At 71.6% G+C, this 23,914-nt stretch carries 16 protein-coding genes; 13 read left to right on the plus strand and 3 right to left on the minus strand.

Translation table 11 applies throughout. The features are described from left to right. Positions 1-31: 31 nt before the first annotated feature. The 6 genes from ACIA79_RS22945 (at position 32) to ACIA79_RS22970 (ending at position 13,105) form a co-directional block, all read left to right on the plus strand. On the plus strand, positions 32-1,432 hold the full coding sequence (locus tag ACIA79_RS22945) for a hypothetical protein (RefSeq protein ID WP_399430203.1): 1,401 nt from the start codon (positions 32-34) through the stop codon (positions 1,430-1,432). Positions 1,433-1,469: 37 nt separating this feature from the next. Continuing rightward, positions 1,470-2,288, plus strand: coding sequence for an SDR family NAD(P)-dependent oxidoreductase (locus tag ACIA79_RS22950; RefSeq protein WP_399430204.1), 819 nt, complete (start codon positions 1,470-1,472; stop codon positions 2,286-2,288). Continuing rightward, complete coding sequence (locus ACIA79_RS22955; RefSeq protein WP_399430205.1) at positions 2,285-4,072, plus strand: ABC transporter ATP-binding protein; 1,788 nt, start codon at positions 2,285-2,287, stop codon at positions 4,070-4,072. Before ACIA79_RS22950 ends, ACIA79_RS22955 begins: the two co-directional genes overlap by 4 nt. Before the next feature lie 133 nt (positions 4,073-4,205). After that, positions 4,206-5,354, plus strand: a complete 1,149-nt coding sequence (locus ACIA79_RS22960; RefSeq protein ID WP_399430206.1) for an SDR family oxidoreductase — start codon at positions 4,206-4,208, stop codon at positions 5,352-5,354. A gap of 51 nt (positions 5,355-5,405) precedes the next feature. Continuing rightward, positions 5,406-12,866, plus strand: a complete 7,461-nt coding sequence (locus ACIA79_RS22965) for an SDR family NAD(P)-dependent oxidoreductase (protein WP_399430207.1) — start codon at positions 5,406-5,408, stop codon at positions 12,864-12,866. 95 nt (positions 12,867-12,961) lie between these two features. Further along, complete coding sequence (locus tag ACIA79_RS22970; protein ID WP_399430208.1) at positions 12,962-13,105, plus strand: hypothetical protein; 144 nt, start codon at positions 12,962-12,964, stop codon at positions 13,103-13,105. Between the two features lie 347 nt (positions 13,106-13,452). Here ACIA79_RS22970 and ACIA79_RS22975 read toward each other — a convergent pair whose 3' ends face one another. Further along, positions 13,453-13,812: a cold-shock protein gene (locus ACIA79_RS22975; RefSeq protein WP_399430209.1), complete on the minus strand. Its 360-nt coding sequence runs from the start codon at positions 13,810-13,812 to the stop codon at positions 13,453-13,455. 301 nt (positions 13,813-14,113) lie between these two features. Further along, positions 14,114-14,485: an STAS domain-containing protein gene (locus ACIA79_RS22980; protein WP_399430267.1), complete on the minus strand. Its 372-nt coding sequence runs from the start codon at positions 14,483-14,485 to the stop codon at positions 14,114-14,116. Positions 14,486-14,626: 141 nt separating this feature from the next. Between ACIA79_RS22980 and ACIA79_RS22985 the strand changes: the two genes are divergently transcribed. The 3 genes from ACIA79_RS22985 (at position 14,627) to ACIA79_RS22995 (ending at position 17,678) form a co-directional block, all read left to right on the plus strand. Next, positions 14,627-14,956 (plus strand): helix-turn-helix transcriptional regulator, encoded by a 330-nt coding sequence (locus ACIA79_RS22985; protein WP_399430210.1) that lies wholly within the window; start codon positions 14,627-14,629, stop codon positions 14,954-14,956. A 1,532-nt stretch (positions 14,957-16,488) separates the two neighbouring features. Then, positions 16,489-16,875, plus strand: a complete 387-nt coding sequence (locus tag ACIA79_RS22990) for a DUF2637 domain-containing protein (protein WP_399430211.1) — start codon at positions 16,489-16,491, stop codon at positions 16,873-16,875. 644 nt (positions 16,876-17,519) lie between these two features. Then, positions 17,520-17,678 (plus strand): AAA family ATPase, encoded by a 159-nt coding sequence (locus tag ACIA79_RS22995; RefSeq protein ID WP_399430268.1) that lies wholly within the window; start codon positions 17,520-17,522, stop codon positions 17,676-17,678. Between the two features lie 205 nt (positions 17,679-17,883). Here the strand turns inward: ACIA79_RS22995 and ACIA79_RS23000 are convergent, their stop codons facing one another. Further along, positions 17,884-18,267, minus strand: a complete 384-nt coding sequence (locus ACIA79_RS23000) for a hypothetical protein (RefSeq protein WP_399430212.1) — start codon at positions 18,265-18,267, stop codon at positions 17,884-17,886. 265 nt (positions 18,268-18,532) lie between these two features. On the opposite strand from ACIA79_RS23000, the gene ACIA79_RS23005 reads away from it, so the two are divergent. From ACIA79_RS23005 to ACIA79_RS23020, 4 genes are all read left to right on the plus strand, one after another. Next, entirely contained in the window at positions 18,533-20,257 is a 1,725-nt protein-coding gene (locus ACIA79_RS23005) for a hydrogenase maturation protein (protein ID WP_399430213.1), read from the plus strand. Positions 20,258-20,313: 56 nt separating this feature from the next. Continuing rightward, on the plus strand, positions 20,314-21,402 hold the full coding sequence (locus ACIA79_RS23010; protein WP_399430214.1) for a hydrogenase expression protein HypE: 1,089 nt from the start codon (positions 20,314-20,316) through the stop codon (positions 21,400-21,402). Between the two features lie 80 nt (positions 21,403-21,482). Further along, entirely contained in the window at positions 21,483-23,264 is a 1,782-nt protein-coding gene (locus ACIA79_RS23015) for a nickel-dependent hydrogenase large subunit (RefSeq protein ID WP_399430215.1), read from the plus strand. Beyond that, a complete protein-coding gene (locus ACIA79_RS23020) occupies positions 23,261-23,866 on the plus strand; it encodes a hypothetical protein (protein WP_399430216.1) in 606 nt (201 codons plus the stop codon). The genes ACIA79_RS23015 and ACIA79_RS23020 overlap by 4 nt, the downstream gene beginning before the upstream one ends. Positions 23,867-23,914: the final 48 nt, after the last annotated feature.

The raw sequence follows: 23,914 nt of genomic DNA on the forward strand, positions 1-23,914 counted from the left end.
CGACCTCGACGACGTTTCCGGAAGGTAGGCCATGAGCAGTTCACCGATTGCCGCACCCACCGTCTGCAGCGACCTGACCGCGTGCGGCTGGTGGCGTCCGTGCACGGTGCAGGTCGTCGGAGAGGTGCCGGCCGGCCGGCCGGCACTGCGGGCGTTCCTGGACCGGCTGATCGCTTCGTTCGAGGCCCAGGGTCACACCGTCCTCGACCGGTCCCACGGCGATGTCGACCTGATGCTCATGTGCGGGCAGATCCCGGACGGCCCCGGAACCCTGCGCGAGAGGATCCCCGAGGACTACCCGCCGCTGAGCGCGATGCTGCGCCGGCACCACGGGCTGCGCCGCAACCCGCGCCACGTCGTCGCCGTCGTCGAGGTGCCCGAGCGGCTGACCGCGCTGCCCCACGCCGAGGTCGTCGCCACCGCCCGTACGGCCATGGGCCGGCTGGGCGCGGCGAAGGTGCTGTTCGTGTCACGCGGTGACGCGGCCGGCCAGGTGCGGGAGGTGACCTTGTGCACCATGGAGGGCGGCCACCCCACCGAGGTGGAGGACATCGCCGACCGCATGCGCGACCGGCTGGTCACCGCGGCGTGTGCGCAGCAGGTCGCCGAGGACTACGACACCGTACGGGACGCCATCACCGCCGAGGCGTGGAAGGCCAGCACCACCCCCGAGCAACTGGCCGCCGCGGGCCGCCGGATGGGCGAGCTGGGCCTGCTGTCCCCGCCGCTGAAGGTGTCCGACTTCGTCTCCGAACAGCTGGCCGACATGTATGAGATCTACATGGGGGTGCGGGGCTTCAGCGAGGGCATGCTGTTCGCCTTCGACCCCGACCTCGACTGTCTGGTGGTCAGCGCCTCGGGTTCCTGGGACGTCGACAAGCGGGCCCTGACGCGCGAGCAGGTCGTGGCGGTCGAGCCGCGCCTGGTCGGAGGGCGGCGCCTGCGCGTCCTGGCCCCGAGCGGTGTACTGCCGATGCAGCCGTCGGTGGAGACGTGGGAGATCTGCGCCCTGATGGAGGCCTGCCCCACCGTCCGCGTCACCAGGGACGGAGCCGGCGCGTGGGTGCCGGACCCGAACGGGGAACGCGAGGTTCCGCTCATCAGGGCCGGCATCCACGCCCACGTCGGCGTCACCGCCAGCGACGACGAGGTGATCGAGACCGTGGAAGCCGACCGCGAGGAGTTCCCCTACGGCTTCGGCTGCGGAACGGACCTGACCGTCGAGATCGCCCGCAACACCGTCCGCCGCTCACAGGCCGTCAACGACCCCCAGGACCCCCGGACGTACGTCCGCTGGCCCCTGCTGTACCACGGTGAGATGGCTGTCGAGCTGTGGAAGCCCGGCCTGCCCTCCCAGCCCTTCCGGGGACTGCTCGACCTGTACGGGACGGCCGTGCGGTTCACGCCCGACCACGTCCCCCAGCCGGTATGAGCGCAAGCTCGCCTGCCCTGCGGAGAGAAGAACCGTCATGCCCACAGCGGTGATCACGGGTGCCACCTCGGGCCTCGGCCTGGCCTTTGCCGCACACCTGGCCCGGGCCGGTCACGACCTGACCCTGGTCGCCCGCACCGAGCGCGACCTGGAGAGCACCGCCGACCGGTTGCGGCACCCCGGCTGCCGGGTCACCACCCTCGCCGCCGACCTGGCCACCGCCGCCGGCAGCCGCCGCCTCACCGACAGCCTCACCGGGAACGTCCCGGACCTGCTGGTCAACAACGCCGGGATCGCCCTCGCCGCGGCCTTCCCCGCCGGAGACGCCGACGCGGAGGAGGCCCTCCTGCAGCTGAACATCGGCTGTGTGCTGCGCACGACCCGGGCCGTTCTGCCCGCCATGATGCGCCGCGGCTCCGGCGCCGTCGTCAACGTCGCGTCCGTCGCCGCCTACGGACCCACCTGGCTGGCCAGCACCTATCCCGCCAGCAAGTCCTGGGTGCTCGCCTTCACCGAGTCCGTCGCCCGCTCCGCACCGGTCAGGCACAGCGGAGTACGCGTCATGGCCCTGCTGCCCGGCTACGTCCGCACGGCGTTCCACCAGCGGGCGGGCCTGGAGGTCGGCCACCTGCCCCGGTGGATGTGGCTGGACAGCGAGCAGGTGGTCACCACCGCCCTGCGCGACCTGGGCAGGGGCCGCCTGATCAGCATCCCGAGCCGCCGCTACCGGGCCTGCGCCTGGGGTCTGCGCCACCTGCCCCGGTCCCTGACCACCGCGTTCAGCCTGGACCTCGCACGCGACCGGCCGGTCCCTTCCCGGGCCGGTGCCCACCGGTCCGCGGACCCGGGGGCATGACCCTCCCGACGGCTCGCACCCCGCGGGCCGGGACGCCCCTCTCCTCCGCCCGCGGCACACCGCCCGGTCCGCGCCTCGGCCGGGACCTCCTTCGCGGCGATCGCGTACGGCTCGCCCTGGCCGCCGTCCTGTCCCTCACCTCGGCGGCCGCCGGCCTGGCCGGGCCGTGGCTGGCCATGGGCGTGGCGGACGCCCTCACCCGGCACGCGCCGATCGCCCGGCACGCCGTGGGCATGAGCGTCGCCGTCCTCGGCGCGGCCGTGCTCCAGGCCCTGTGCGGCTGGCTGCTGGCCGGAGTGGGCGAACGCGCCGTGCTGCGCCTGCGCCGCCGGGCCATGGACCACGTCCTGCGGCTGCCCCTGCGGACGGTCCGGGACGAGGGTGCCGGCAGCCTGACCGCCCGGGTCACCTCCGACGCCGTGCTGCTGCGCATACTCGTCGAGACGGGCCTGGTCCACCTTCCGGTGGCGCTGATCGCCACCGCGGCCACGCTCACCGCCATGGCCGTCCTCGACCCCGTCCTGACCGTGATCGCCTCCGGCGCCTTCTGCCTGACCGGAGTCTGCGTCGCCCTGATGACGGCCCGCATGAAACACCTCGCGGGGGCCCAGCAGCGCGCCCTCGGGCGGCTCGCCCAGGGCCTCACCGCTCATCTGACCGCGCTCGTCACCGTCAAGGCCTGCCGCTACGAGGCCACGGCCGTACGGAAGCTCGGACACGCCGCGGCCGATGTACGCGCCGCGTGCCTGCCCGCGTCGCGTCTGCAGTGCCTCCTCGGTCCGGTCGTGAGCCTGGGCCAGCAGGTCGCGGTCCTGGCCGTCGCGCTGGCCGCCGGGCAGCGGATCGCACAAGGGGAGCTGTCGCTGGCCTCCTTCAGCGGCTTCTTCCTCTACCTGCTGCACCTCTCCTCCCCCGTCGCCGTCGCCGCCGTCGGCGTCGGCCACCTGCAGTCCGGCCTGGCCGCCCGGCGCCGCTTCGACCACCTCTTCGCCCTCCCGGCGGAGACGGACCGCACCGCGCCGCCCACCCCGCGGCCGACCCGCCCCGCAGCGGCAGCCGTGGTCTTCCGCCAGGTCTCCTTCGCCCACCGCGGAGGCCGCGCGGTCCTGGACCGTGTGAGCTTCCACGTCCCCACGACCGGTCTGACCGCCCTCGTCGGCCCCTCCGGTGCGGGCAAGTCCACGGTCCTGACCCTGATCAACCGTCTCGCCCAGCCCGACCGGGGCGAGATCCGGGTCCTGGGGCGGCCCGCGGGCGACTGGCCCCTCGGCGAGCTGCGGCGGCGCACCGCCTACGTCGACCAGCGGTCCACCCTGGTGGAGGGCACGATCCGCGAGAACCTCCGGCTCGGCCTGGCGCAGCCGGCCGACGACGAGGAGCTCCTGGACGTCCTGGAGACCGTCGGCCTGCGCGAGACCGTCCTCGCCCTCCCCCGGGGCCTCGGCACTCCCCTCGGCCGGGCGCAGGACCTTTCCGGCGGTCAACGGCAACGCCTGGCCGTGGCCCGCGCGCTGCTCGCGGCGAGCGACATCGTGCTCCTCGACGAGCCGCACTCCCAGCTCGACGGGGTCAGCGCACAGCGCGTCGCCCTGGCCGTCGACCGCCTGGCGGCCACCCGCTGTGTCATCGTCACCAGCCACCGGCTGTCGACGGTCCGCAACGCCCGGCACGTCATTCTGCTCGAAGGGGACGGGTCGGTGGTGACGGGCAGCCATGAACACCTGCTCACCACGAGCGGCCGGTACCGAGCCCTCCTCGGCGGTGGCGCCATGTCCCGCCCCTGAGCGTCCCCGGTTCCGGCCGCACCGGTCGCATCTCCCCGGTCACCCAGCGGAGGAACGATCCTTCAATTGCGCTGCGCGTTCGAGCGGTTACGCTCGGTTTGTGCTGGCCGGGCTCCTGGTACATGCTGCTGCGGTGACGGCATTGATCACCGGAGCCACCGGCTTCCTTGGTTCCCGTATCGCCCACTCCCTTCTGACCAGCCGGAGGCAGCGCGTCATCACCCTGGGCCGCGGGGAACCCTCCACGCTGCGCGCACGCACCGTGAGTGCTCTGCGAGCCTGCGGCGCGGGGGCGTTGGACGAGCAGGCACTCGGCCGCCTGCGGTGCGTCAGCGGGGACATCACACGCCCGTGGCTCGGGCTTCCGCCGGCCCTGTACGCGCGCCTGGCCCAGGACGTCGATGACGTGTGGCACTGCGCGGGCGACATCGCGCTGGCCGGTGAGCGGGAACGGCTGTTCGCGACCAACGTCCGAGGCACCGCGCACATGCTGGAGTTCACCGACGCGACGTCCTCCGGCTGCCTCCTCGTGCACGTCAGCACGATGGTGGTGGCCGGCGGACGATCCGGCGGTCACATCATGGAGGACGACCTGACGGACGCCCACGGCTTCGCGACCTCCTACGACGCCTCCAAGTACGAGGCGGAGAAGCTGGTCCGGCAGTGGGCGGAAAGCCGCAGGCGTGGCGCTGTCGTCCTGCGCCCCAGCGTGGTGGCCTGTGACCGGCAGCTGCCCGACGGAGCGCCGGGCCATCCGCTGTCGGTGTTCGGACAGCTGCTGGAGACGGTCGCTCGCGGCGGTGCACCCGGGATTCCGGCTCAGCGCCCGCAGGGGACGCGGGTGAGGCTGCGGCTCCAGGCATCGCCGCAGGCGACGTTCAACATCCTGCCGGACCGCTACGCCACGGAGGCCATGGTCCGCATCGGATGCGAGGCGCCACGCGGCCGGCAGGACGTCCGGACGTTTCACGTGGTGCACCCCCGGGCGACCCCGATGAGCCGGCTCGTCGACGTGATCGAGGACCACTTCGCGGGCTTGCGGATCGAGTGCGTCGAGGAGGTTCCCGACCCGACCGACGCCGAGCGGTTCATCGCCTCGCATCTGAACGGCTTCCTCAGCTACTGCCGTCACGACCGCACCTACGACCGCACGCACACCCTGGCCGCCACCCCGGGCCTGACCGAGCCCGCCGCCATCGATGCCGCGTACCTGCGGCGTGCACTGGGATTCGCGCCGCCCCGGCCGTCCGACGCACCGTCGTCATCCGCCTCCCGCCGCTAGCCGGCGGCTCCGTCCCGTCCTGCTCGTTCCTTTCCCTTGGGGAGTACAGCGTTGTCTTCGCGTGTGTCGTTCCTGCCCGATGATGCTCCGGCGATCGTGGGCATGGCCTGCCGCCTGCCCGGTGGCGTCTCCAGCCCGGAGGACTTGTGGGCGGTCCTGTCGACCGGCCGCGACGTCGTCACGGAGGTGCCGGCCGACCGCTTCCCGGCGGACGACTTCGTGGATCCGGTACGGCGTCGCAACGGCCAGTCCTACACGGCCGCCGGCGGGTTCCTGGAGGACATCACCGGCTTCGACGCCTCGTTCTTCACGGGCATCTCCCCCAGGGAAGCCTCCCGCATGGATCCTCAGCAGCGGCTGCTGCTGGAAATGGCGGTCGAGGCTCTGGACGACGCAGGGCTGGATTCCACCGAGCTGGAGGGTTCGGACACGGCCGTGTTCATCGGCTGCTCCAGCCGTGACTACGGCGAACTGCAGACGTGCGTACCGGAGTCCGGCAACGCCTACACCGTCTCCGGGATGGCAGCCTCCATCGTGGCGAACCGGCTGTCGCACCACTTCGACTGGACGGGCCAGTCCACCACCGTCGACACCGCCTGTTCCTCGGCCCTGACCGCCGTGCACCAGGCCTGCGAGCACCTGCGCTCGGGCCGTTCCCGCATGGCGGTCGCCGGCGGAATCAACGTTCTGCTCAACCCACAGGGCTTCGCCGCGTTCTCGGGCGCCTCCATGCTGTCGCCGAGCGGCCGGTGCCGGGCCTTCTCCGCCCGGGCGGACGGGTTCGTGCGGGCCGAGGGCGGTGGGCTGGTGCTGCTCAAGCGCCTGGCCGACGCCCGCGCCGACGGCGACCGCATCCACGGCGTCATTCTCGCCGGCGGCACCAACAACGACGGCCGCACCCCGGGCCTCGCCTTGCCCAGCAGCACCGCCCAGCAGGAGTTGCTGCGCCGGGTGTACGACGGCGCCGGCCTGGTCGCGGACGATGTCGCCTACCTGGAGGCGCACGGCACCGGTACCCAGGTGGGCGACCCACTGGAGTGCGAGGCCATCGGCCGGGCTCTGGGCCGGTGGCGCCACCGTGGCGCGCTGCCGATCGGCTCGGTCAAATCCAATGTGGGGCATCTGGAAGCCGCCTCGGGCATGGCCGGCCTGCTCAAGGCGCTGCTGGTGCTCAAGCACCGCAGGATCCCGGCGACGCTGCACGCCGAGGAGCTCAACCCGGCCATCGACTTCGCCGGCCTGAACGTCCGGCCCGTCACACGCGGCGAACCTCTGGGACACGAAGGTCTTCCGCTCGCGGGCGTCAACTCCTTCGGGTTCGGCGGCGCCAACGCCCACATCGTGCTCGCCGCCCCTTCGCCGGACGTTCCCGGAACGGCGCCGCGAGCGGGCCGAAGCGCTGCGGGGCACCTGCCGGTCGTGGTGTCGGCGCGTACCGGCGAGGCGCTGCGGGCGGCGGCCGAACAGCTCGCCCAGCACCTGCAGTTCGCCGCACATGAGGACTTCTACGACCTCGCCTACACGGCGACGGTGCGCCGGCGTCGCTTCGAGCACCGTGCCGCCGTCGTGGCCTCGACTCCGGCCGAGGCAGCCGAGGCACTGCTGGCTGTGGCCGCTGGTGACAACGGCGACCGGGCAGTGACGGGGGTGGCGGGCCGGCCGGGGAAGGTCGCGTTCGTCTTCAGCGGCAACGGCTCGCAGTGGCCCGGCATGGGAGCCGACCTGCTTCAGGAGCCGGCATTCCGTGCCGGTGTTCAGGCCGTCGACACGGAACTGCGGCCCGTGACCGGCTGGTCGGTCCTCGACGAGCTGACCGCACCGGCACCGCGGGTGCACCTGACCGACGTGGCGCAGCCCTTGCTGTTCGCCGTCCAGGTCGGAATGGTGCGGCTGCTGGCGTCGTACGGCATCGAGCCGGACGCCGTGGCCGGGCACAGCGTCGGAGAGATCGCCGCCGCCTGGGCGAGCGGCAGTCTGAGCCTGCAGCAGGCATGCCAGGTGGTGGCCGCCCGGAGCGCGGCCCAGGCGGTGACCGCCGGAACGGGACGGATGGCGGCCGCCGCCCTGACCTACGAGGAGGCGTGCGAGGAACTGGCCCCCTTCGACGGGCGGATCGAGATCGCCGGCATCAACAGCGACCGGGACGTCACCGTCGCCGGCGGTGCCGAGGCCCTTGCCGAGCTCGGACGCAAGCTGGCCGCGCGGGAGGTCTTCTTCCGGGAACTCGATCTCGACCACGCCTTCCACAGCCGGGCCATGGATCCCATCCAGCAGTCCGTGAGGCAGGCCCTCGCCGGGCTGCGGCCCGGCGACCACCGGTGTGCCTTCGCCTCGACCGTCACCGGCGGCCTCCTGGACGGCCGGCAGCTCGACACCGACTACTGGTGGCGCAACGTACGGGAACCGGTGCGGTTCGCCCAGGCGGTGCGGGCGCTGGCCGACGACGGGTGCAGCCAGTTCCTGGAGATCGGCCCGCACACGGTCCTGACCGGCTATCTGCGCCGCCTGCTGGGAGCCGAGGCGGTCGTGCCCGGCTGCCGCCGCGACCAGGACGCGGCTGCCGCGGTGCGACGGGCCGCCGCCCGGCTGATCGCCGCCGGGGCACCGCCGAAGGGCTGCTTCCCGCAGCCGGGCCGGGTGGTGTCACTGCCGTCCTACCCCTTCCAACGGGAACGCTGCTACAACGGCCGGCCGGACTGGTGGGTGACCGTGCCGCAGGACAAGACGCTCGTCCACCCCCTGCTGGGACGCCGCGCCGCGGTCGCGGAACCGACGTGGCACCAGTTGCTGAGCACCACCCGCCTCGCCTGGGTGACCGACCACCAGGTCGACGGCAGCACCGTCCTGCCCGGTACCTGCTACCTCGAAGCCGCCCTCGCCGCCGCCCGTGATGTGTTCACCACGCCCAGCGAGGTCACCGACCTGGACATCGTCCGGCCCCTCACCCTCCCGGGAGAGGACGATCCCGTACAGCTGACGGTGCAGACCTCCCTGTCGGCCGAGGACGGCATCGTCGCCTTCGCCTCGCGCACCGGTTCCGGCAGCGAGTGGACCCTCCACGCCCGCGGACGGGCACGGCGCCTGCTCATGTCCCGCCCCGAGGCGCTGGACGTGGCCGCGGTACGCGCGCGCCTGACCGGGCCGGTGGTCGCCGCCGGCACGCACTACGCGCACGCGGCACAGGCCGGCCTGGTGTACGGCCCCGCCTTCCGGGTCCTCACCACTCTGCACGTGGGGGACCGGGAGGTCCTGGCCGCCTATCGCCTGCCGCACACCCGGGGCCGGGAAGACTTCGAGGCGCACCCCGTCATCCTCGACGGCGCCCTGCAGGCCGGCGCTCCCCTGCTGGCCGCAGCCGCCGGCGGCCGCATGTTCCTGCCCACGGCGATCGAGGCGAGCCGAGTATGGGACCGGCTCCCGGAGGCCGGACTGGTACACGTCCGGCTGCGGGACACGGCCGGGCCGGACGCGGTCGTCGACATCACCGTCACCGCGGAGGACGGCTCCGTCACCGCTCAGCTGACCGGCTGCCGACTGCGCGGCGTCAGCGCCGGCCACCACGGTGCGGTGCAGGAACTGACGCAGGAACTCCGGGCCGCCGACCGGCCCGGTCACACCGGCGGCACGAGCCCGCTGCCCGCCCCGCGGGCGCTGGTGAGTGCCACGGCCGCCCGGCGGGCGCGGCTGGAAGCCCAGCACCCGGACGGGTACGCCGACTTCGCACCCGGCGTGAAGACCGCCGTCGGGCACTGGGGGGCCGCGACCTTCAGCGATCTCCTGCCGGGATGCGAGGAGTTCGGAACGGACGACCTGCTGGAGGCCGGGGTACGCCCGGGACATCTGCCCTTCACCCACCTGCTGGCCCGCATGGCCCACCGGGCCGGACTGCTGTCGCCCGTGGCGCCCCGGGATCCGGCCACCGGCGCGGAACGCTGGCGGTTCACGGGCCGGCCGCGGCCGGACCAGCAGGTGCAGGAACTCGCCGCCCGCTTCCCGCAGTGGATCGGCGCCATCACCGTCTACACCCGCTGCGGGAGGCGGTGGGCCGACGTCCTGACCGGACGTACCGATGCGAGGGAACTGCTGTTCACGGAGTCCGACCGGCACCTTGCCGAATCCTTCTACGCAGGCACCCCGCAGATGCGGCTGCACTCCCGCTACGCCCGCATCGTGCTGAGCGACATGCTCCATGCCTGGCCCGCGGGACGACCGCTGCGCATCCTGGAGGTGGGCGCCGGTACCGGCAGCCTCACCCAGCACCTGCTGCCCGTCCTGCCCGCGCACCTGACGTCGTACGTCTACAGCGACATCTCGCCCGCCTTCTTCCCCCGCGCCAAGGCCCGCTTCGCCGAACACGACTTCGTCACCTACCGCACCGTCGACCTGAACGCCGACCCGGACGAACAAGACCTCACACCGGGCAGTTTCGACCTGGTCGTCGCCTCCAACGTGCTGCACGCCACCCGCGACGTGCACGCCACCCTCACGCGCATCTCCCGACTGCTCGCGCCCGGCGGGCAGCTGATGGCCGTCGAAAGCCACGACGAGGACATCCTGGGGCCCTGCTTCGGCCTGCTGGAGGAGTTCTGGTCCTTCACCGACACCCATGTGCGCAGCACCCCGCTGCTCGCCCGCGAGGACTGGCTCCGGGCACTGCGCGACTGCGGGTTCGAGGACGCGGCCTCGATCGGCAGCGGCCAGGCGGAGGCCGACCAGGACTACTCCCTGCTCCTCGCCCGCCGCGCACCGGACACCGGTCCGCCCCGGACGCTGCCCGCCCCGGACGGTGCCGTGGACGCCGACTGGCTCGTCGTCGGCGACAGCCCCCGCAGTGAACTCCCCGGCCGCCTCGTGCGGGCCCTGCGGGCCGCCGGCGCCACAGCCGCCTCGGCGACCACCGCGGCCGGCACCTCGCAGGGGACGGCACGCCCGCGTCATGCCGTGGTCGTCCTGTCGAGTGCCGCCCGCGACGGCGAGGATTCCGCGGAGGCCATCACCCGGGCGGCGGAGCTCATCAAGACGGCGGCCGCCCAGTGCACCCCCGCACCCGACGGCAGGACCGCCCTGTGGCTGGTGACCGGGCCCACCGGCCTGTTCAACGGGTCGGACGACCGGGCCGGCACATCGGCGGTCGGCGCCGCGGCATGGGGCGTCGGCCGGGTTCTGGCCAATGAACGCCCCCTGCTCACGGTGCGCCGCGTCTCGCTCCAGGCGGGTGACGACCCGGCCGCCGATGCCCGGCGAGTGGTCCGCGAACTGCTCGCCCCCGGCCCGGACGACGAGATCGTCCTCACTCCCGGGGGCAGGTTCGTCCCCAGGGTCCGCGCGTGCCGTCCTCCCGTGCGGGATGGGCGTCCAGGCGAGCACTACCGTCTGCGTCTGGACCGCCCCGGTCGTGATCCCGTCCTGGTCTGGACCCCGACGGCCGCGCCCGCCCCGGCTCCCGGGGAAGTCGTGGTGCGCGTCCGTGCCGCCGCGCTGAACTACCGCGATGTGATGCTCGCCCAAGGACTGCTTCCGGCCGGGGCCGAACCCTCCACCGGCATCCCGCCCCGGCTCGGTCTGGAGTGCGCCGGCGAGGTCGTCGCCGTCGGATCCGCCGTCACCGGCCTCACCACCGGGGACCGGGTCTTCGCGTTCGGACACGGCACGCTGGCCTCGCACGTCACCGTGCGCCCCGAGCAGACCGGCCGGATCCCCGGGAGCATGACGTACACCGAGGCAGCCACCCTGCCCGCCGTCTGCCTGACCGTCCAGCACAGCCTCGACACCTGCGCCCGCCTCAGGGCGGGCGAAACGGTGATGGTGCACGGCGGTGCGGGCGGGATCGGCCTGGCTGTGCTGCGCCACGCCCATCACGTCGGGGCCCGTGTCATCGCCACCGCCGGCAGCCCCGCCAAGCGGGACCTGCTGCGCACCCTGGGGGTCGAGCACGTACTGAACTCGCGCAGCCTGTCCTTCGCCCACGACGTCCATGCCCTCACCGGGGGCCGCGGCGTCGACGTGGTGGTGAACTCGCTGGCGGGCGAGGCCATCGGGCGCAGCCTGGAGTGCCTGCGCCCCGGCGGGCGGTTCGTCGAGCTCGGCAAGCGCGACATCCACGCCAACGCGCCGCTGCTGCTGCGGCCCTTCCGCAACAACCTGTCGTACTTCGCCGTCGACATCACCCGCCTGATCGCCGACTCCCCGCAGGAGGCGGCCGATGCCTTCCGCACGGTGGCCGAGCGTGTCGCCGACGGGAGCTACCGGCCACTGCCCCACCAGACCTACCCGGCCTCCGAAGTCCGCGACGCCATCGCCGCCCTGGGCCACTCCCGGCACATCGGCAAAGTCGTCGTCACCTTCACGGACAGCGACCCGGTCGCCCTCGAACACCCCGGCTCGGCGCCCGTGCTCGACCCGTCGGCGACCTACCTGATCAGCGGGGGCCTCAGCGGCCTCGGCGCGGCCACCGCCCGCCACCTGGTGTCCCGCGGCGCCCGGGCGCTCGCGCTCATCGGCCGCCGGGGCACCGCGGCCCCGGAAGCCGCCGCCCTGCTGGACGACCTGACGCGCCAGGGCGTCGACGTCACCGCCCACGCCGCCGACATCACCGATCGCGAGGCCGTCGCCCGCGTCTTCAAGGACGCCCACACCGCCGGACGCCCGGTACGCGGCATCGTCCACGCCGCCATGCAGCTGGACGACGCCCCCCTGGAGGAACTCGACGCCGACCGGTTCCGCGGTGTGCTCGCGGCGAAGGTGCGCGGAGCCGACGTACTCGACGGCCTCAGCCGCGACACGGACGTGGACTTCTTCGTCGCCTACTCCTCGGTCGCCGGCCTGGTCGGCAACGTCCACCAAGCCCCCTACGCCGCCGCCAACCTCTACCTGGAGAGCCTGATGCGCGCACGACGGGACGCCGGTCTGCCCGGCGTGGCCCTGGCCTGGGGCGGCATCAGCGACACCGGCTACGTCGCCCGGACCCGGCTGAGCGACACCCTCAACCGCTCCGGTATCGGGCTGATCACCCCTGATGCGGCTCTGGCCGCTCTCGACCGGCACCTGGCTTCCTCCGTCACGCCGACGGTGGCGGTCGGCGTCATGGACTTCGAACGGCTCGCCCACATCCTTCCCGCCCTCGACACCCCCCGCTTCGCGGCCCAGCGGCAGGGCGCCTCCGGCACCGCGACCGCGCGAGCGGCCAGTGACCTCCGCCGGCGTCTGGCGGCGGCCGACGACACCGAACGGCTTCCGCTCATCACCGAGGCCCTCACCGCGCTGGTGGCGGACATCCTGCACACCAGCCCCGACCGCGTCAGCACCACGGCCGACCTCGCCGATCTGGGCCTCGACTCCCTCATGGGTGCGGAGCTGAAGGTACAGATGCAGCAGACCTTCCGCTGTGAGCTGACGCTGATGGAACTCATGGCCGCGGCCACCCTCAACGGGGTCGCGGAGCGGCTCGACCGGCTGCTCCACCGGAGCGCAGGGACCGAGCCCGAGCAGGCGGCGCAGTCACCGGCCACCTGACGGAACAGGCCGGCCTCCCCGGGCACCCGGCGGCACCCTCCTCCTGGACGTGGCCGGAAAGGAGCCACCACCTCGGCCGGATGGAGTGGCACCGCATGGAGGCCATCGGCTCCTGCCGGTACAAGCCCGACTTCCCCCACCTGTGGAGCAGCCGCGACCTCGCCGCCTGGGGCATTGCCCGCCTCCCCCACCGCAACGCCGCCCACCCCGAGTGGGCCACTCCCCGAAAGGGGGTGTGAGTACGAGCGACACCAGCACGGCCGCGGTGACGCCAACCGCGGTCGTGGTGCGGCAGGCCGGCGTCGATGTCCCCGCCGTGCCTGCGGTGGGGACATCGAAGAGCCGCCAGGACAGCGACGCGATCCGCGGGGAGCCCCGCGTGGCGGGAGCGCTGGCTGATCAGCACCCTCGAGCTCAGCTCCCATGCGTGTTCCTGGTCGTCGTGCACGCGACGTGTGCAACGAAGCAACGTGCGACCTGGCCGGCATCCCTCACGTGCGAGGTAGGCCCGCAGGCGGGACTCCCCGCTCCCTCACCGGCGCCCGGCCGCCGCCATCGGGCCGCTGCGGTGGCCGCTCCGGCGAGCTCACCCCAGAGACGCCGGACGGGCCGGCGAGCGTGACTGCCGGGCTGGCCCACAGCCTTCGGCCCGACAAACGTTCTCTGCCCGGACACCTTGAGAGTCCTGGATGATGTCGAAGCAAACCCTGTCGCCCTTCGTCAGCCCGCGGGGCCGACAGCAGACCTGGATGGCAGTGGACCACACGATGGCGTCCGGCCCTCCGCCGTCCTGCACGATGACGCCATACCACTCCCCCTGACTGAACCACTTCACGGTTCCCCTGGGCACAACCTCACTCCTTCCTGACGGGGATGTGATGCAGGACTCTGGGCAGAGCCTTACGGTTCGCGCAGACGGAGTCATTTCACCCAGGCGAGCCAACATTGCTCCGACCCGGAACCACGAGGCGCCGGTCGGGCACGTCACGCGCCGCCGCGGAGACGGGGGTCGTGCGGCTCGCTGCGCCAGTGCCGAGTCGGGCGGCGTTCACCCTGTTGCGCGTCGACGGTGACAGCCATTGACATGTGGCGCGGTCACTCGGCGTGGAGCTGGGGGTCGGTCCAGACGTAGCTCCGAGGATGCCGACCGAGGGCAGACGTCGGCGAGGGGGCGTAGAGATCACCGATCCGTACGGACGGACCAGCGAGCTCCGGCTCGTGCGGGCTCCGGTCGGCAGCCGTGGCCCTCACGAGACGGCAGCGGCGTCGACCGTGCCCCGGATCTCCAGGTAACCGTCGACACCCGCGATCTCGAAGAGCTGCCGCACGCGGGCAGGTGGCGCGGCCACGCGCAAGGTGCCCGCTTGGTGGGTGCGGATCAGCAGATTCAGGAGCGTCGAGTCCGCGAAGGTGATGCCAGAGGCGTCCAGGATCACCTTGGGGTGCTTCCTGGCCGACGCATCCAGCGCCTCCGCCAATGGCGTGATCGAGTGCATGTCGTAGTCACCATGAGCAGCAACCACCCAGGCCCCACGCCATGCGTACTGGAGCACGCCAGGCCCCGGCGATCCGTGCGCGGTGGACCGCTCCGGGCGGGACGTCCCACCGCTGTTGCTCATGAGGGTCGGCGAGACAACCTCGTCCCACGGCACCTTCGGGCTCCTCCCTGTGGCTCTCCACGAGAGAGCATGACATCGATAGCATGAAAACTATGTCATGTAATCGGGTTCCGGCAACCACGGTCCTCTAAAATGCAGGACATGGTTGGAGTGCCCGAATCACACACCGGATGGACGTTCATCACCAGCCACGCGCGCGTCCTGGCAGCCATCGCCGACAACCCGAACGTCCGCATCCGCGACATCGCCGCCCGCTGCCGACTCACGGAGCGCGCCGTCGCGCGGATCATCTCCGACCTCGAGCGGGATGGTTACCTCTCCCACACCCGCGAGGGGCGCACCAACACCTACCGCATCGAGCCCGACAAGGTGCTGCGCCACCCGGCCGAAGCCGGGCTCCCCGTCGCCTCCTTGCTCTCCCTGCTCGTGCAGGACGAGACCGAGCGCACCAGGACGCCGGCCACCCACTGACCTGTGAGGGGTCGGCTCGGAAGCCGAAGCGGTCCGAGGCCTCCATGCTGATGCTGCAGCGAGCCGACCGTGCCGCCGCCCCGCGGACGGCTGCCGCCCGGACCGGCCGGTCCTGCTGGCGCCGGCTTGGATGGTCGGGCCGGCGTCGGTTTGCTGCCGTTGCCGCCCCGGCTCGTCGGCGGGGTCACACAGGTGGACGGCGGTGCGACCGGTGATCAGGCACCGTGCCGGTGGGGCGGCGGTGGACCCTCAAGGACCGGTACACGGTTCAGAAAAGCACGTCAGCGACGATCATGCGCCTGTCGCGTCACCTGGACCCCACGGCTCGCATGTCGACCACTGGCCGACCGATGCCGTCACGGAAGGGCACGATGCCGCCCGAGCGCGGCCACCATGACACGGCGCTCTCGGTAGTCGTGCCGGACGGCGGCCCTCGGAGCCTGGAAGCAGGGGCAGAGCCGCGGGCCTGATTACGGACGGTGTGCGAAACGATCCAGAGACGTCTCGCCCATTCACCGCTACCCGCATCGCCGGTCTCGATATGAACGTCCCGGCAAAGCGGCCGACAGAGAATGACTTTCCCTGACTTCCCGCACCGACCTGCGGATCCACGCATGAACTCACCAGCCACAGGTGCCACAGCTCTTGCACATGGGTCGAAAATATGCCCAGTCACCGATGCGTGGGCGTTTTGCCGGGAGTTGTCTCCCGCGCGGTCTGTTAATTTCTCCATTGGGCGCACTTGCAGAACTGATTAACCTGCAAAAGGTCGCTCGGACGAGGGACTGTCTCCACTCGTATGGCTCAGACCCGGGACGTTTCATGGGCGCGTTAGCTGGTTATGGCAGTGACACTCACCCATGGTTACCCCGCCGACCCACACAGGACGCAGCATTGGGCGACAAAGCCTGTCGCCGTAGGTGACTTCCTGTTCGTTCGGGGATCGTCTCCCGACGCAGACAATGACGGAGCGCTGCATGAACAGGGCGCAAAGATGTCTTTGACTTGGCCAGCGACGACACTGCGGGAAGTCACGAAAGCAATGGATGACCTTGAAAGGAAATTTCTGTCGTCCTGGAGAGGAGCTGGACTCCCCATGGAATCCGACGGAGGACGGACAAGGATCCATAAACATGCGTGATTTTTACGCCGGGGACTCGTTCGGCTCCCACGTGTCCGTCGCCGATGCCGACCCGCCCCGGGTTGCACCGTCCCGCTCGGCTGCCCCTCACGGCCCGCTCGGGCCGACTTCGTCGGTACACGGACAAGTGCCGGTCTGGGACCCGGCTGAAGAACTCGCCTCCCTCCTGCATGCGGCCCTGGAGGAGGACAGGGGCCGTCCCTCCGTCCAGCTTCCGCCGGACGGTACGGACTGCCCCCTCGAGCGCGACGGCATGGCGAAGCTCGCCGACATGGCAGGGGCCGTTCCGCCGGTATGCCCGACCCGTCACAGTCGTCGCAGGGCTCGTCCGCCGGCCTTCACCTGGTCACGCATCGGCAGCGTCGTTCTGGCCGGGCTCTCAGTGGGGCTGGTGACTACGGTGAGCGCGTTCAGCGGCATCATCGCCTACGACCCGCTGCGACACGTCGCCCAGAGGTACTCGCCCGCGAGCACGGCCAGTTGGTGGCCGCTGCTCGTCTACGGACCCTGGGCGGTAGCCTCCCTGTCAATCTTGCGGGCCGCCCTGCACCAACGTCGCGCCCTGCACTCCTGGGCGGTTGTCCTGCTCTTCTCCTTCGCCGGAATGCTGCTGTGCGTGGCGGAGGCTCCGCGGCATTACACGGACATGACGGCGGCGGCACTGCCCACCGTGGCGGCGCTGGCCTGCTTCCAGCAGATGGTCCGCTGCATCACCCTGACCAGGCCACTTCGCAGGGCCAAGCCGCGACACCGAAATCACGGACAGCCCCCCGGGTGACCCCTGTCGGAGGCAATGTCCACGCTGCACGCACGACCGGCGGGACAGACCGGTGGACGCGTGTCCCGCCGCCCGTAGTGCGCCCCCGATGTCCCGCGATCACTACCCCAAACAGTTCATTCCGCACGAGCGTCCGCGCGCCGCTCACTCGATTGAAGTCCCGAAAGGACGGTCAACCCATGAGTGCATCATATTGGTCGATCTTGGTGTGTGCTTCGGCATGTTCGATGGTGCCGGCGGTCGCCCTGTCGATGCGCACCGGGATGTCCAGGCTCGACACGCGGGAACTGCACCGCCGTCAGCTCATGGTCCGTGTGCTGCGGAACAACCTCAGCAAAGCCCTGTCAGCCGGGCAGCACGTGAGTGTTGTCGGCGCGGACGCCATCGGCATCACAGGTGCCGTCGAACAGCAACCTCATGACGGGCAGCAACGTGCGGTCCGGGCCGTGGATCGCCGACGTACACGCCAGGACGTCGCCCCGGCCGGCGTCCACCACCAGGACTCGTGATCAGCATCTCGGTGTCAGCACAGCCTCCGCCCACCTACCGCATCCGGCAACCAGCCCTGCGGGCTGCCCGCAGGTTCCCGGAACGAAGCACTCGACTGCGCGGACGGCCTCAACCGTAACGCCCTCACATCGGCCATTCCGGTACCGGCAGGACTCGTTGTACTCGTCGGTCCACCAGCCTCGGGAAAGACCAGCTTCGTTCGGGCACTGATCGCGCGCCAACAGATCGACGCCGATGCCGTGGTATCCAGCGACGAGATCCGCGAAGCCGCCGCACACTTCTCCTTCGCCTGAAGGACTGCGCCAGCAGCGGCGGTCCGGTCCCCGTCCACGGCCGTCGCCCGCAGGTGCCCCTCGCGGTGGCCCCGCGCACACCCACATCCCTTCCGGGCAGTCCCCCACGGCCACCACCGCGACTCCGTACAGCCGCACGGCGCCGCATTCCGCGCCGGGCCGCGCGGCTGCCGGCGGGGGCCGGCGGTCCCCGCGGGTCGGGGCGTCAGCCCGGGCGGGGGCCGCTCTCGGAGTCGTTGGGGTCGACACCGGTGAACGCGGTGTCGTCCTTCGTCCCGGAGGGGCGTCCGGAGCGGCCCTTGCGGCCGGTGTCCCGCATGCCCTTGTCCGACTTCTCCCCGTACTCCTCACCCCGCGTGGTGCCGCTCTCGGCCTCGTCGCCGGGCACGGAGGTGCGCTCCTCCTTGGAGACCTTGCGGCCCGGGCCGGGTGGCGGGGCGTCCTGTGCGCGGAAGGAGCGGCGGGCGCTCGGGTTCTCCTGCTGCCGGGTCTCGTCGACGTCGGGGGACCAGCCGTGGTGCTCGGATCCCTTGTGCCGGCTCGCCCCCTGGCCGCGTGACGGCTTCGATGGCTTCTGTTCCTTGGGCATGCGCCGACCTGCCTGTCCGGTGCGGTGGAGGCACGTCTCCCGTGCCATGGCAGTAGGAATTCTTCCACTCCCCCACAAAATCGGCATATCGGCCAGGACCGGAGGCGCGCGGTCACGAGGCTGTCCATGCCGACCATGTGGCACGAACCGCGACCCTTACGAGTGATGCGCGGGATTCATGCCGACGGCCCGGTGAGCCCGTGCCGGAGCATCTCAGGCAGCCGGTTCGCGTCACCACCGACCGCCGCACCCTGGGAGGGTCGCCATGCGCATCCTGCTCGTCGCCAGCGCTTACAACAGTCTCACCCAGCGCGTGCACGCCGAGCTCCGCGAGCGGGGGCACACCGTCGCCGTCGAGGTGACGCCCCAGGGCAGTGACGTACGTGCCGCCGTCGACCGGCACGCGCCCGAGCTGGTGGTGGCGCCCATGCTGAAGGCGGTCGTACCGCGTGACGTGTGGACGGCCAGGACATGCCTGATCGTGCACCCGGGACCCGTGGGCGACCGGGGCCCCTCTTCCCTGGACTGGGTCGTCCGCGAGGGCGCCGGCGAGTGGGGCGTCACCGTGCTCCAGGCTGAAGAGGAGATGGACGCCGGGCCCGTCTGGGCGACGGCGACGTTCCCCGTTCCGCCGGTGGCCAAGAGCGATCTGTACCGCAACGAGCTGGCCGACGCCGCCGTCGAAGCGGTGCTCCTGGCGGTCGAGCGCTTCGCCTCCGGCCGGTACGTTCCCCTCGACCAGGGCACCCTCCCCAAGGCGGCGGGCGCGCGCACCAGGCCCCCGATGCGCCAGGCGGCCCGCCGTATCGCGTGGGCCGACGACACCACCGACACGGTGCTGCGCACGCTGCGTGCCGCCGACTCCCAGCCAGGTGTCCTGGACGACCTCCTCGGCGGGGAGTGGTTCCTCCACGGCGGCCACCCCGAGCACGGGCTGCGCGGCCGCCCCGGCGAGCTGCTCGCCACCCGGGCGGGCGCGATCTGCCGGGCCACCGCCGACGGGGCGGTGTGGATTCCCGAATTGCGGGCGCGTACCGGACCCGGCGCTCCGCGCGCCTGCAAGCTGCCCGCCACCCTCGCACTGAGCGGGTGCCCGGAACTGCCCGGCCTGCCCGAGCTGCCCTCCCCCGCACTCCCGCCCGCCGACGACGACAGCACCTGGTCGGACATCCGGTACCGGGAGGACGGCCCGGTGGGCGTCCTGTCGTTCTCGTTCCCGGGCGGCGCGATGTCCACCGAGCACTGCCGGCGTCTGCTGAACGCCTACCGGGCGGCGTGCACCCGGCCCACCACCGTGCTGGTCCTGGGCGGGGGCCGCGACTTCTTCTCCAACGGCATCCATCTGGGCGTCATCGAGGCCGCGACCGATCCGGCGGCCGAGTCGTGGGCCAACATCAACGCCATGGACGACCTCGTCGAGGCTGTCCTCACCACCACCGACCGCCTCGTCGTCAGCGCGATCGGCGGCAACGCCGCCGCCGGGGGCGTCATGCTGGCCCTGGCCGCCGACGAGGTGTGGTGCCGCTCCGGCTCCGTGCTCAACCCGCACTACCGGCGTATGGGGCTGTACGGCTCGGAGTACTGGACCTACAGCCTGCCCCGCCGGGTGGGCGCCGCCATGGCCGAGCAGCTCACCGAGGAGGCGCTCCCGGTCACCGCCGCCCGCGCCCGGGACATCGGCCTGGTCGACCGGGTGGTCGAGTGCGCCCCGTCGCGCTTCACCGCCGAAGTCACCGGGCTGGCCGTACACCTCGCCGCCTCTCCGCGCGCCCAGACGCGCCTCGCCGGGAAGAAGGCGGAGAGCGAGCGCCGGGAGGCCGTCACCCCATTGGCGGACGTCCGTGAGCGGGAACTGGCGCACATGCGGGACATCTTCCAGAACCCGTCCGCTCCCTACCACGCACTGCGCAGGGCGTTCGTCCGCAAGGAGCCGCGCGCCGCCGAACGAGTCACCGCGGGTGCGAGGAGCGCCCCGCTGGCGGACTCTTAGCCCGGTAAAGGCTTACTCGAGCGGTTTTGCCGTTTGCCTCCCCAAGGAGGGCTTCGATGAACACAGCGTCGCCGACCACGGTCGAACAGACGGGCACCCCCGGCTCCCCCGACACCGAGGAGAAACCGATCCACATCCTCTGGATCAACGCCGGGCTGAGCTGCGACGGTGACTCGGTCGCCCTCACGGCCGCCATGCAGCCAAGCATCGAGGAGATCGCCCTCGGGGCCCTGCCCGGCCTGCCCAAGATCGCCGTGCACTGGCCGCTGATCGACTTCGAGTGCGGGCCGGTGGACGGGGCGGACACGTTCATCGAGTGGTTCTTCAAGGGTGAGCGGGGTGAGATCGACCCGTTCGTCCTGGTGATCGAGGGATCCATTCCCAACGAGGCGATCAAGCAGGAGGGCTACTGGTGCGGTTTCGGCGACAACCCGGACACCGGCCAGCCCATCACCACCAGCGAGTGGATCGACCGCCTGGCCCCCAAGGCCCTCGCCGTGGTGGCGATCGGCACCTGCGCGACGTACGGCGGCATCCACGCCATGGCCGGGAATCCCACCGGCGCGATGGGCGTGCCCGACTACCTGGGCTGGGACTGGAAGTCGAAGGCGGGCATCCCCATCGTGTGCGTACCGGGCTGCCCCATCCAGCCGGACAACTTCGCCGAGACCCTGACCTACCTGCTCTACCAGGCGGCGGGGTCGGCGCCGATGATCCCGCTCGACGACAAGCTCCGTCCCACCTGGCTGTTCGGAGCCACGGTCCACGAGGGCTGCGACCGGGCCGGTTACTACGAGCAGGGCCAGTTCGCGATGGAGTACGACTCGCCCAAGTGCCTGGTGAAGCTGGGTTGCTGGGGCCCCGTCGTCAAGTGCAACGTGCCCAAGCGCGGCTGGATGGCCGGCATCGGCGGCTGCCCGAACGTGGGCGGCATCTGTATCGCGTGCACCATGCCCGGCTTCCCCGACAAGTTCATGCCGTTCATGGACGAACCTCCTGGCGGAAAGCTTTCCAGCACCGCCAGCGGAGCCTACGGCGCGGTGATCCGGCGCCTGCGGACGATCACGGCCCGGACGGTGGACAAGGAGCCCAAGTGGCGGCACACGGGCCGGGAGATCACCACCGGCTACCGGCCGCCGTGGTGACCGCGCCCGGCACGGCATCCGTTCCGTATCCCCGCCCCCTCCCCCGCTCACAGCACTGACCGAAGGGCATCACAGAGACAATGGCGACCTCGACGACGTCCGGTGACGGAACCGGCCTGGTGGAGATGGCGTGGGACCCGATCACGCGGATCGTGGGCAGCCTCGGCATCCACACGAAAATCGACTTCAAGCAGAAGCGGGTCGCCGAGTGCTACAGCACCTCGTCGGTCTTCCGCGGCTACAGCGTCTTCATGCGGGGCAAGGACCCGCGCGACGCGCACTTCATCACCAGCCGCATCTGCGGTATCTGCGGCGACAACCACGCCACCTGCTCGGTGTACACGCAGAACATGGCGTACGGGGTGAAGCCGCCGCACCTCGGCGAGTGGATCATCAACTGCGGCGAATCCGCCGAGTTCATGTTCGACCACAACATCTTCCAGGAGAATCTGGTCGGGGTCGACTACTGCGAGAAGATGGTCCGCGAGACCAACCCGGGGGTGCTCGAACTGGCCGAGCGCACCGAGGCGCCGCACGCCGCCGACCACGGCTACCGCACCATCGCCGACATCATGCGCTCGCTCAACCCGCTGGAGGGCGAGTTCTACCGCGAGGCCCTCTCGGTCAGCCGCTACACCCGGGAGATGTTCTGCCTGATGGAGGGCCGCCATGTGCACCCCTCCACCCTGTACCCGGGCGGCGTGGGCACCATCGGCTCCGTACAGCTCTTCACGGACTACATGACCCGGCTCATGCGGTACGTGGAGTTCATGAAGCGGGTCGTGCCGCTGCACGACGATCTGTTCGACTTCTTCTACGAGGCCCTGCCGGGCTACGAGGAGGTCGGCCGCCGGCGCGTGCTGCTCGGCTGCTGGGGGGCGTTCAACGACCCCGAGTACTGCGACTTCACGTACGCCAACATGTCGGACTGGGGCCGGCGCATGTTCGTCACCCCCGGTGTGATCGTGGACGGCAAGCTCGTCACCAACGACCTCACCGAGATCAACCTCGGCATCCGGATCCTGCTGGGCAGCTCCTACTACGAGGACTGGGCGGGCCAGGAGCAGTTCGTCACCCACGACCCGCTCGGCAACCCGGTCGATCCCCGCCACCCCTGGAACCAGCACACCATCCCGGCCCCGCAGAAGCGGGACTTCAACGACAAGTACAGCTGGGTGATGTCCCCGCGCTGGTACGACGGCAAGGACTACCTGCCGCTGGACACGGGCGGCGGCCCCATCGCCCGCCTGTGGTCGACCGCTCTGTCCGGGCTCGTCGACATCGGGTACGTGAAGGCCACCGGCCACAGCGTCGTCATCAACCTGCCCCGCACGCTCACCAAGCCGGAGACCACCTTCGAGTGGAAGATCCCCCGCTGGAGCAACGCGCTGGAGCGCAACCGCGCCCGCACCTACTTCCAGGCGTACGCCGCCGCCGTGGCGCTGCACTCCGCGGAGATGGGCCTCGCGGAGGTGCGCGCCGGACGCACCCAGACCTGGGAGAAGTTCGAGGTGCCGGACGAGTCCATCGGGGTCGGTTTCACCGAGGCGGTACGCGGTGTCCTGTCGCACCACATGGTCATCCGGGACGGCAAGATCGCCAACTACCACCCGTACCCGCCGACGCCCTGGAACGCCTCCACCCGCGACACCTACGGGACGCCGGGGCCGTACGAGGACGCCGTGCAGAACACGCCCATCTTCGAGGAGAACCCGCCGGAGAACTTCAAGGGCATCGACATCATGCGCGCCGTGCGCAGCTTCGACCCGTGTCTGCCCTGCGGTGTGCACATGTACGTCGGTGACGGCAGGACCGTGAAGTCCATGCACGTCCCCACCGGCCTGAGCGGTCTGTCCGGATGAGCGGCGGCACCAGCGCGGGCGCCGCGCCCGGTGTGACCCCCGCGTCCGACGCGGTGAGCGCGGAGAGGGCCGGCCGGCTGGTCGAGGAGGTCCTCGACCGGCTGGCGGACTCCGGCGACCGCGCGGCGTGCGAGGCCGCCGAGGAACTCGTGCGGGTCCTCATGGAGTTCTACGGGGCCGGTCTCGCCCGCGCGGTCGAGCTGATCGGACGCCACCCCGACGCCACGGCCCGGGACACCCTCGCCGCCCTGCTCGGCGACGAACTCGTCGCGGGCCTGCTGGTCCTGCACGGGCTGCACCCGGACGACGTGCGCCGCCGCATCGACCTGGCCCTCGACGGCCTCCCCCACCCGGTCGAGACCGTCGGCTTCGACGCCGCGACCGGCGTGCTGCGCCTCCGGCTCACCGGGTCGGCGGGCTGCGGCTGCGCCGGCACCCGGGAGGGCATCGAGCAGGCGGCTCAGGCCGCCCTCGCATGCTTCGCGCCCGAGGTGACGGCGGTGGAACTGCAGGAGGCCCCCCGGGAACCCGCCCTCCTCCAGATCGGCGCCGGCCCGCCGCGCGCCGTCGACGGCCGCCGCTCACCGGCCACGGCGCCATGAGCGCGCCCGGGGCCCGGACGGCCCGGACGGAGCCGCCCGGGTCGGACA

It is taken from the genome of Streptomyces sp. NPDC051310 (assembly GCF_044455245.1).
In the GTDB taxonomy this organism is placed as follows: Bacteria; Actinomycetota; Actinomycetes; order Streptomycetales; family Streptomycetaceae; genus Streptomyces.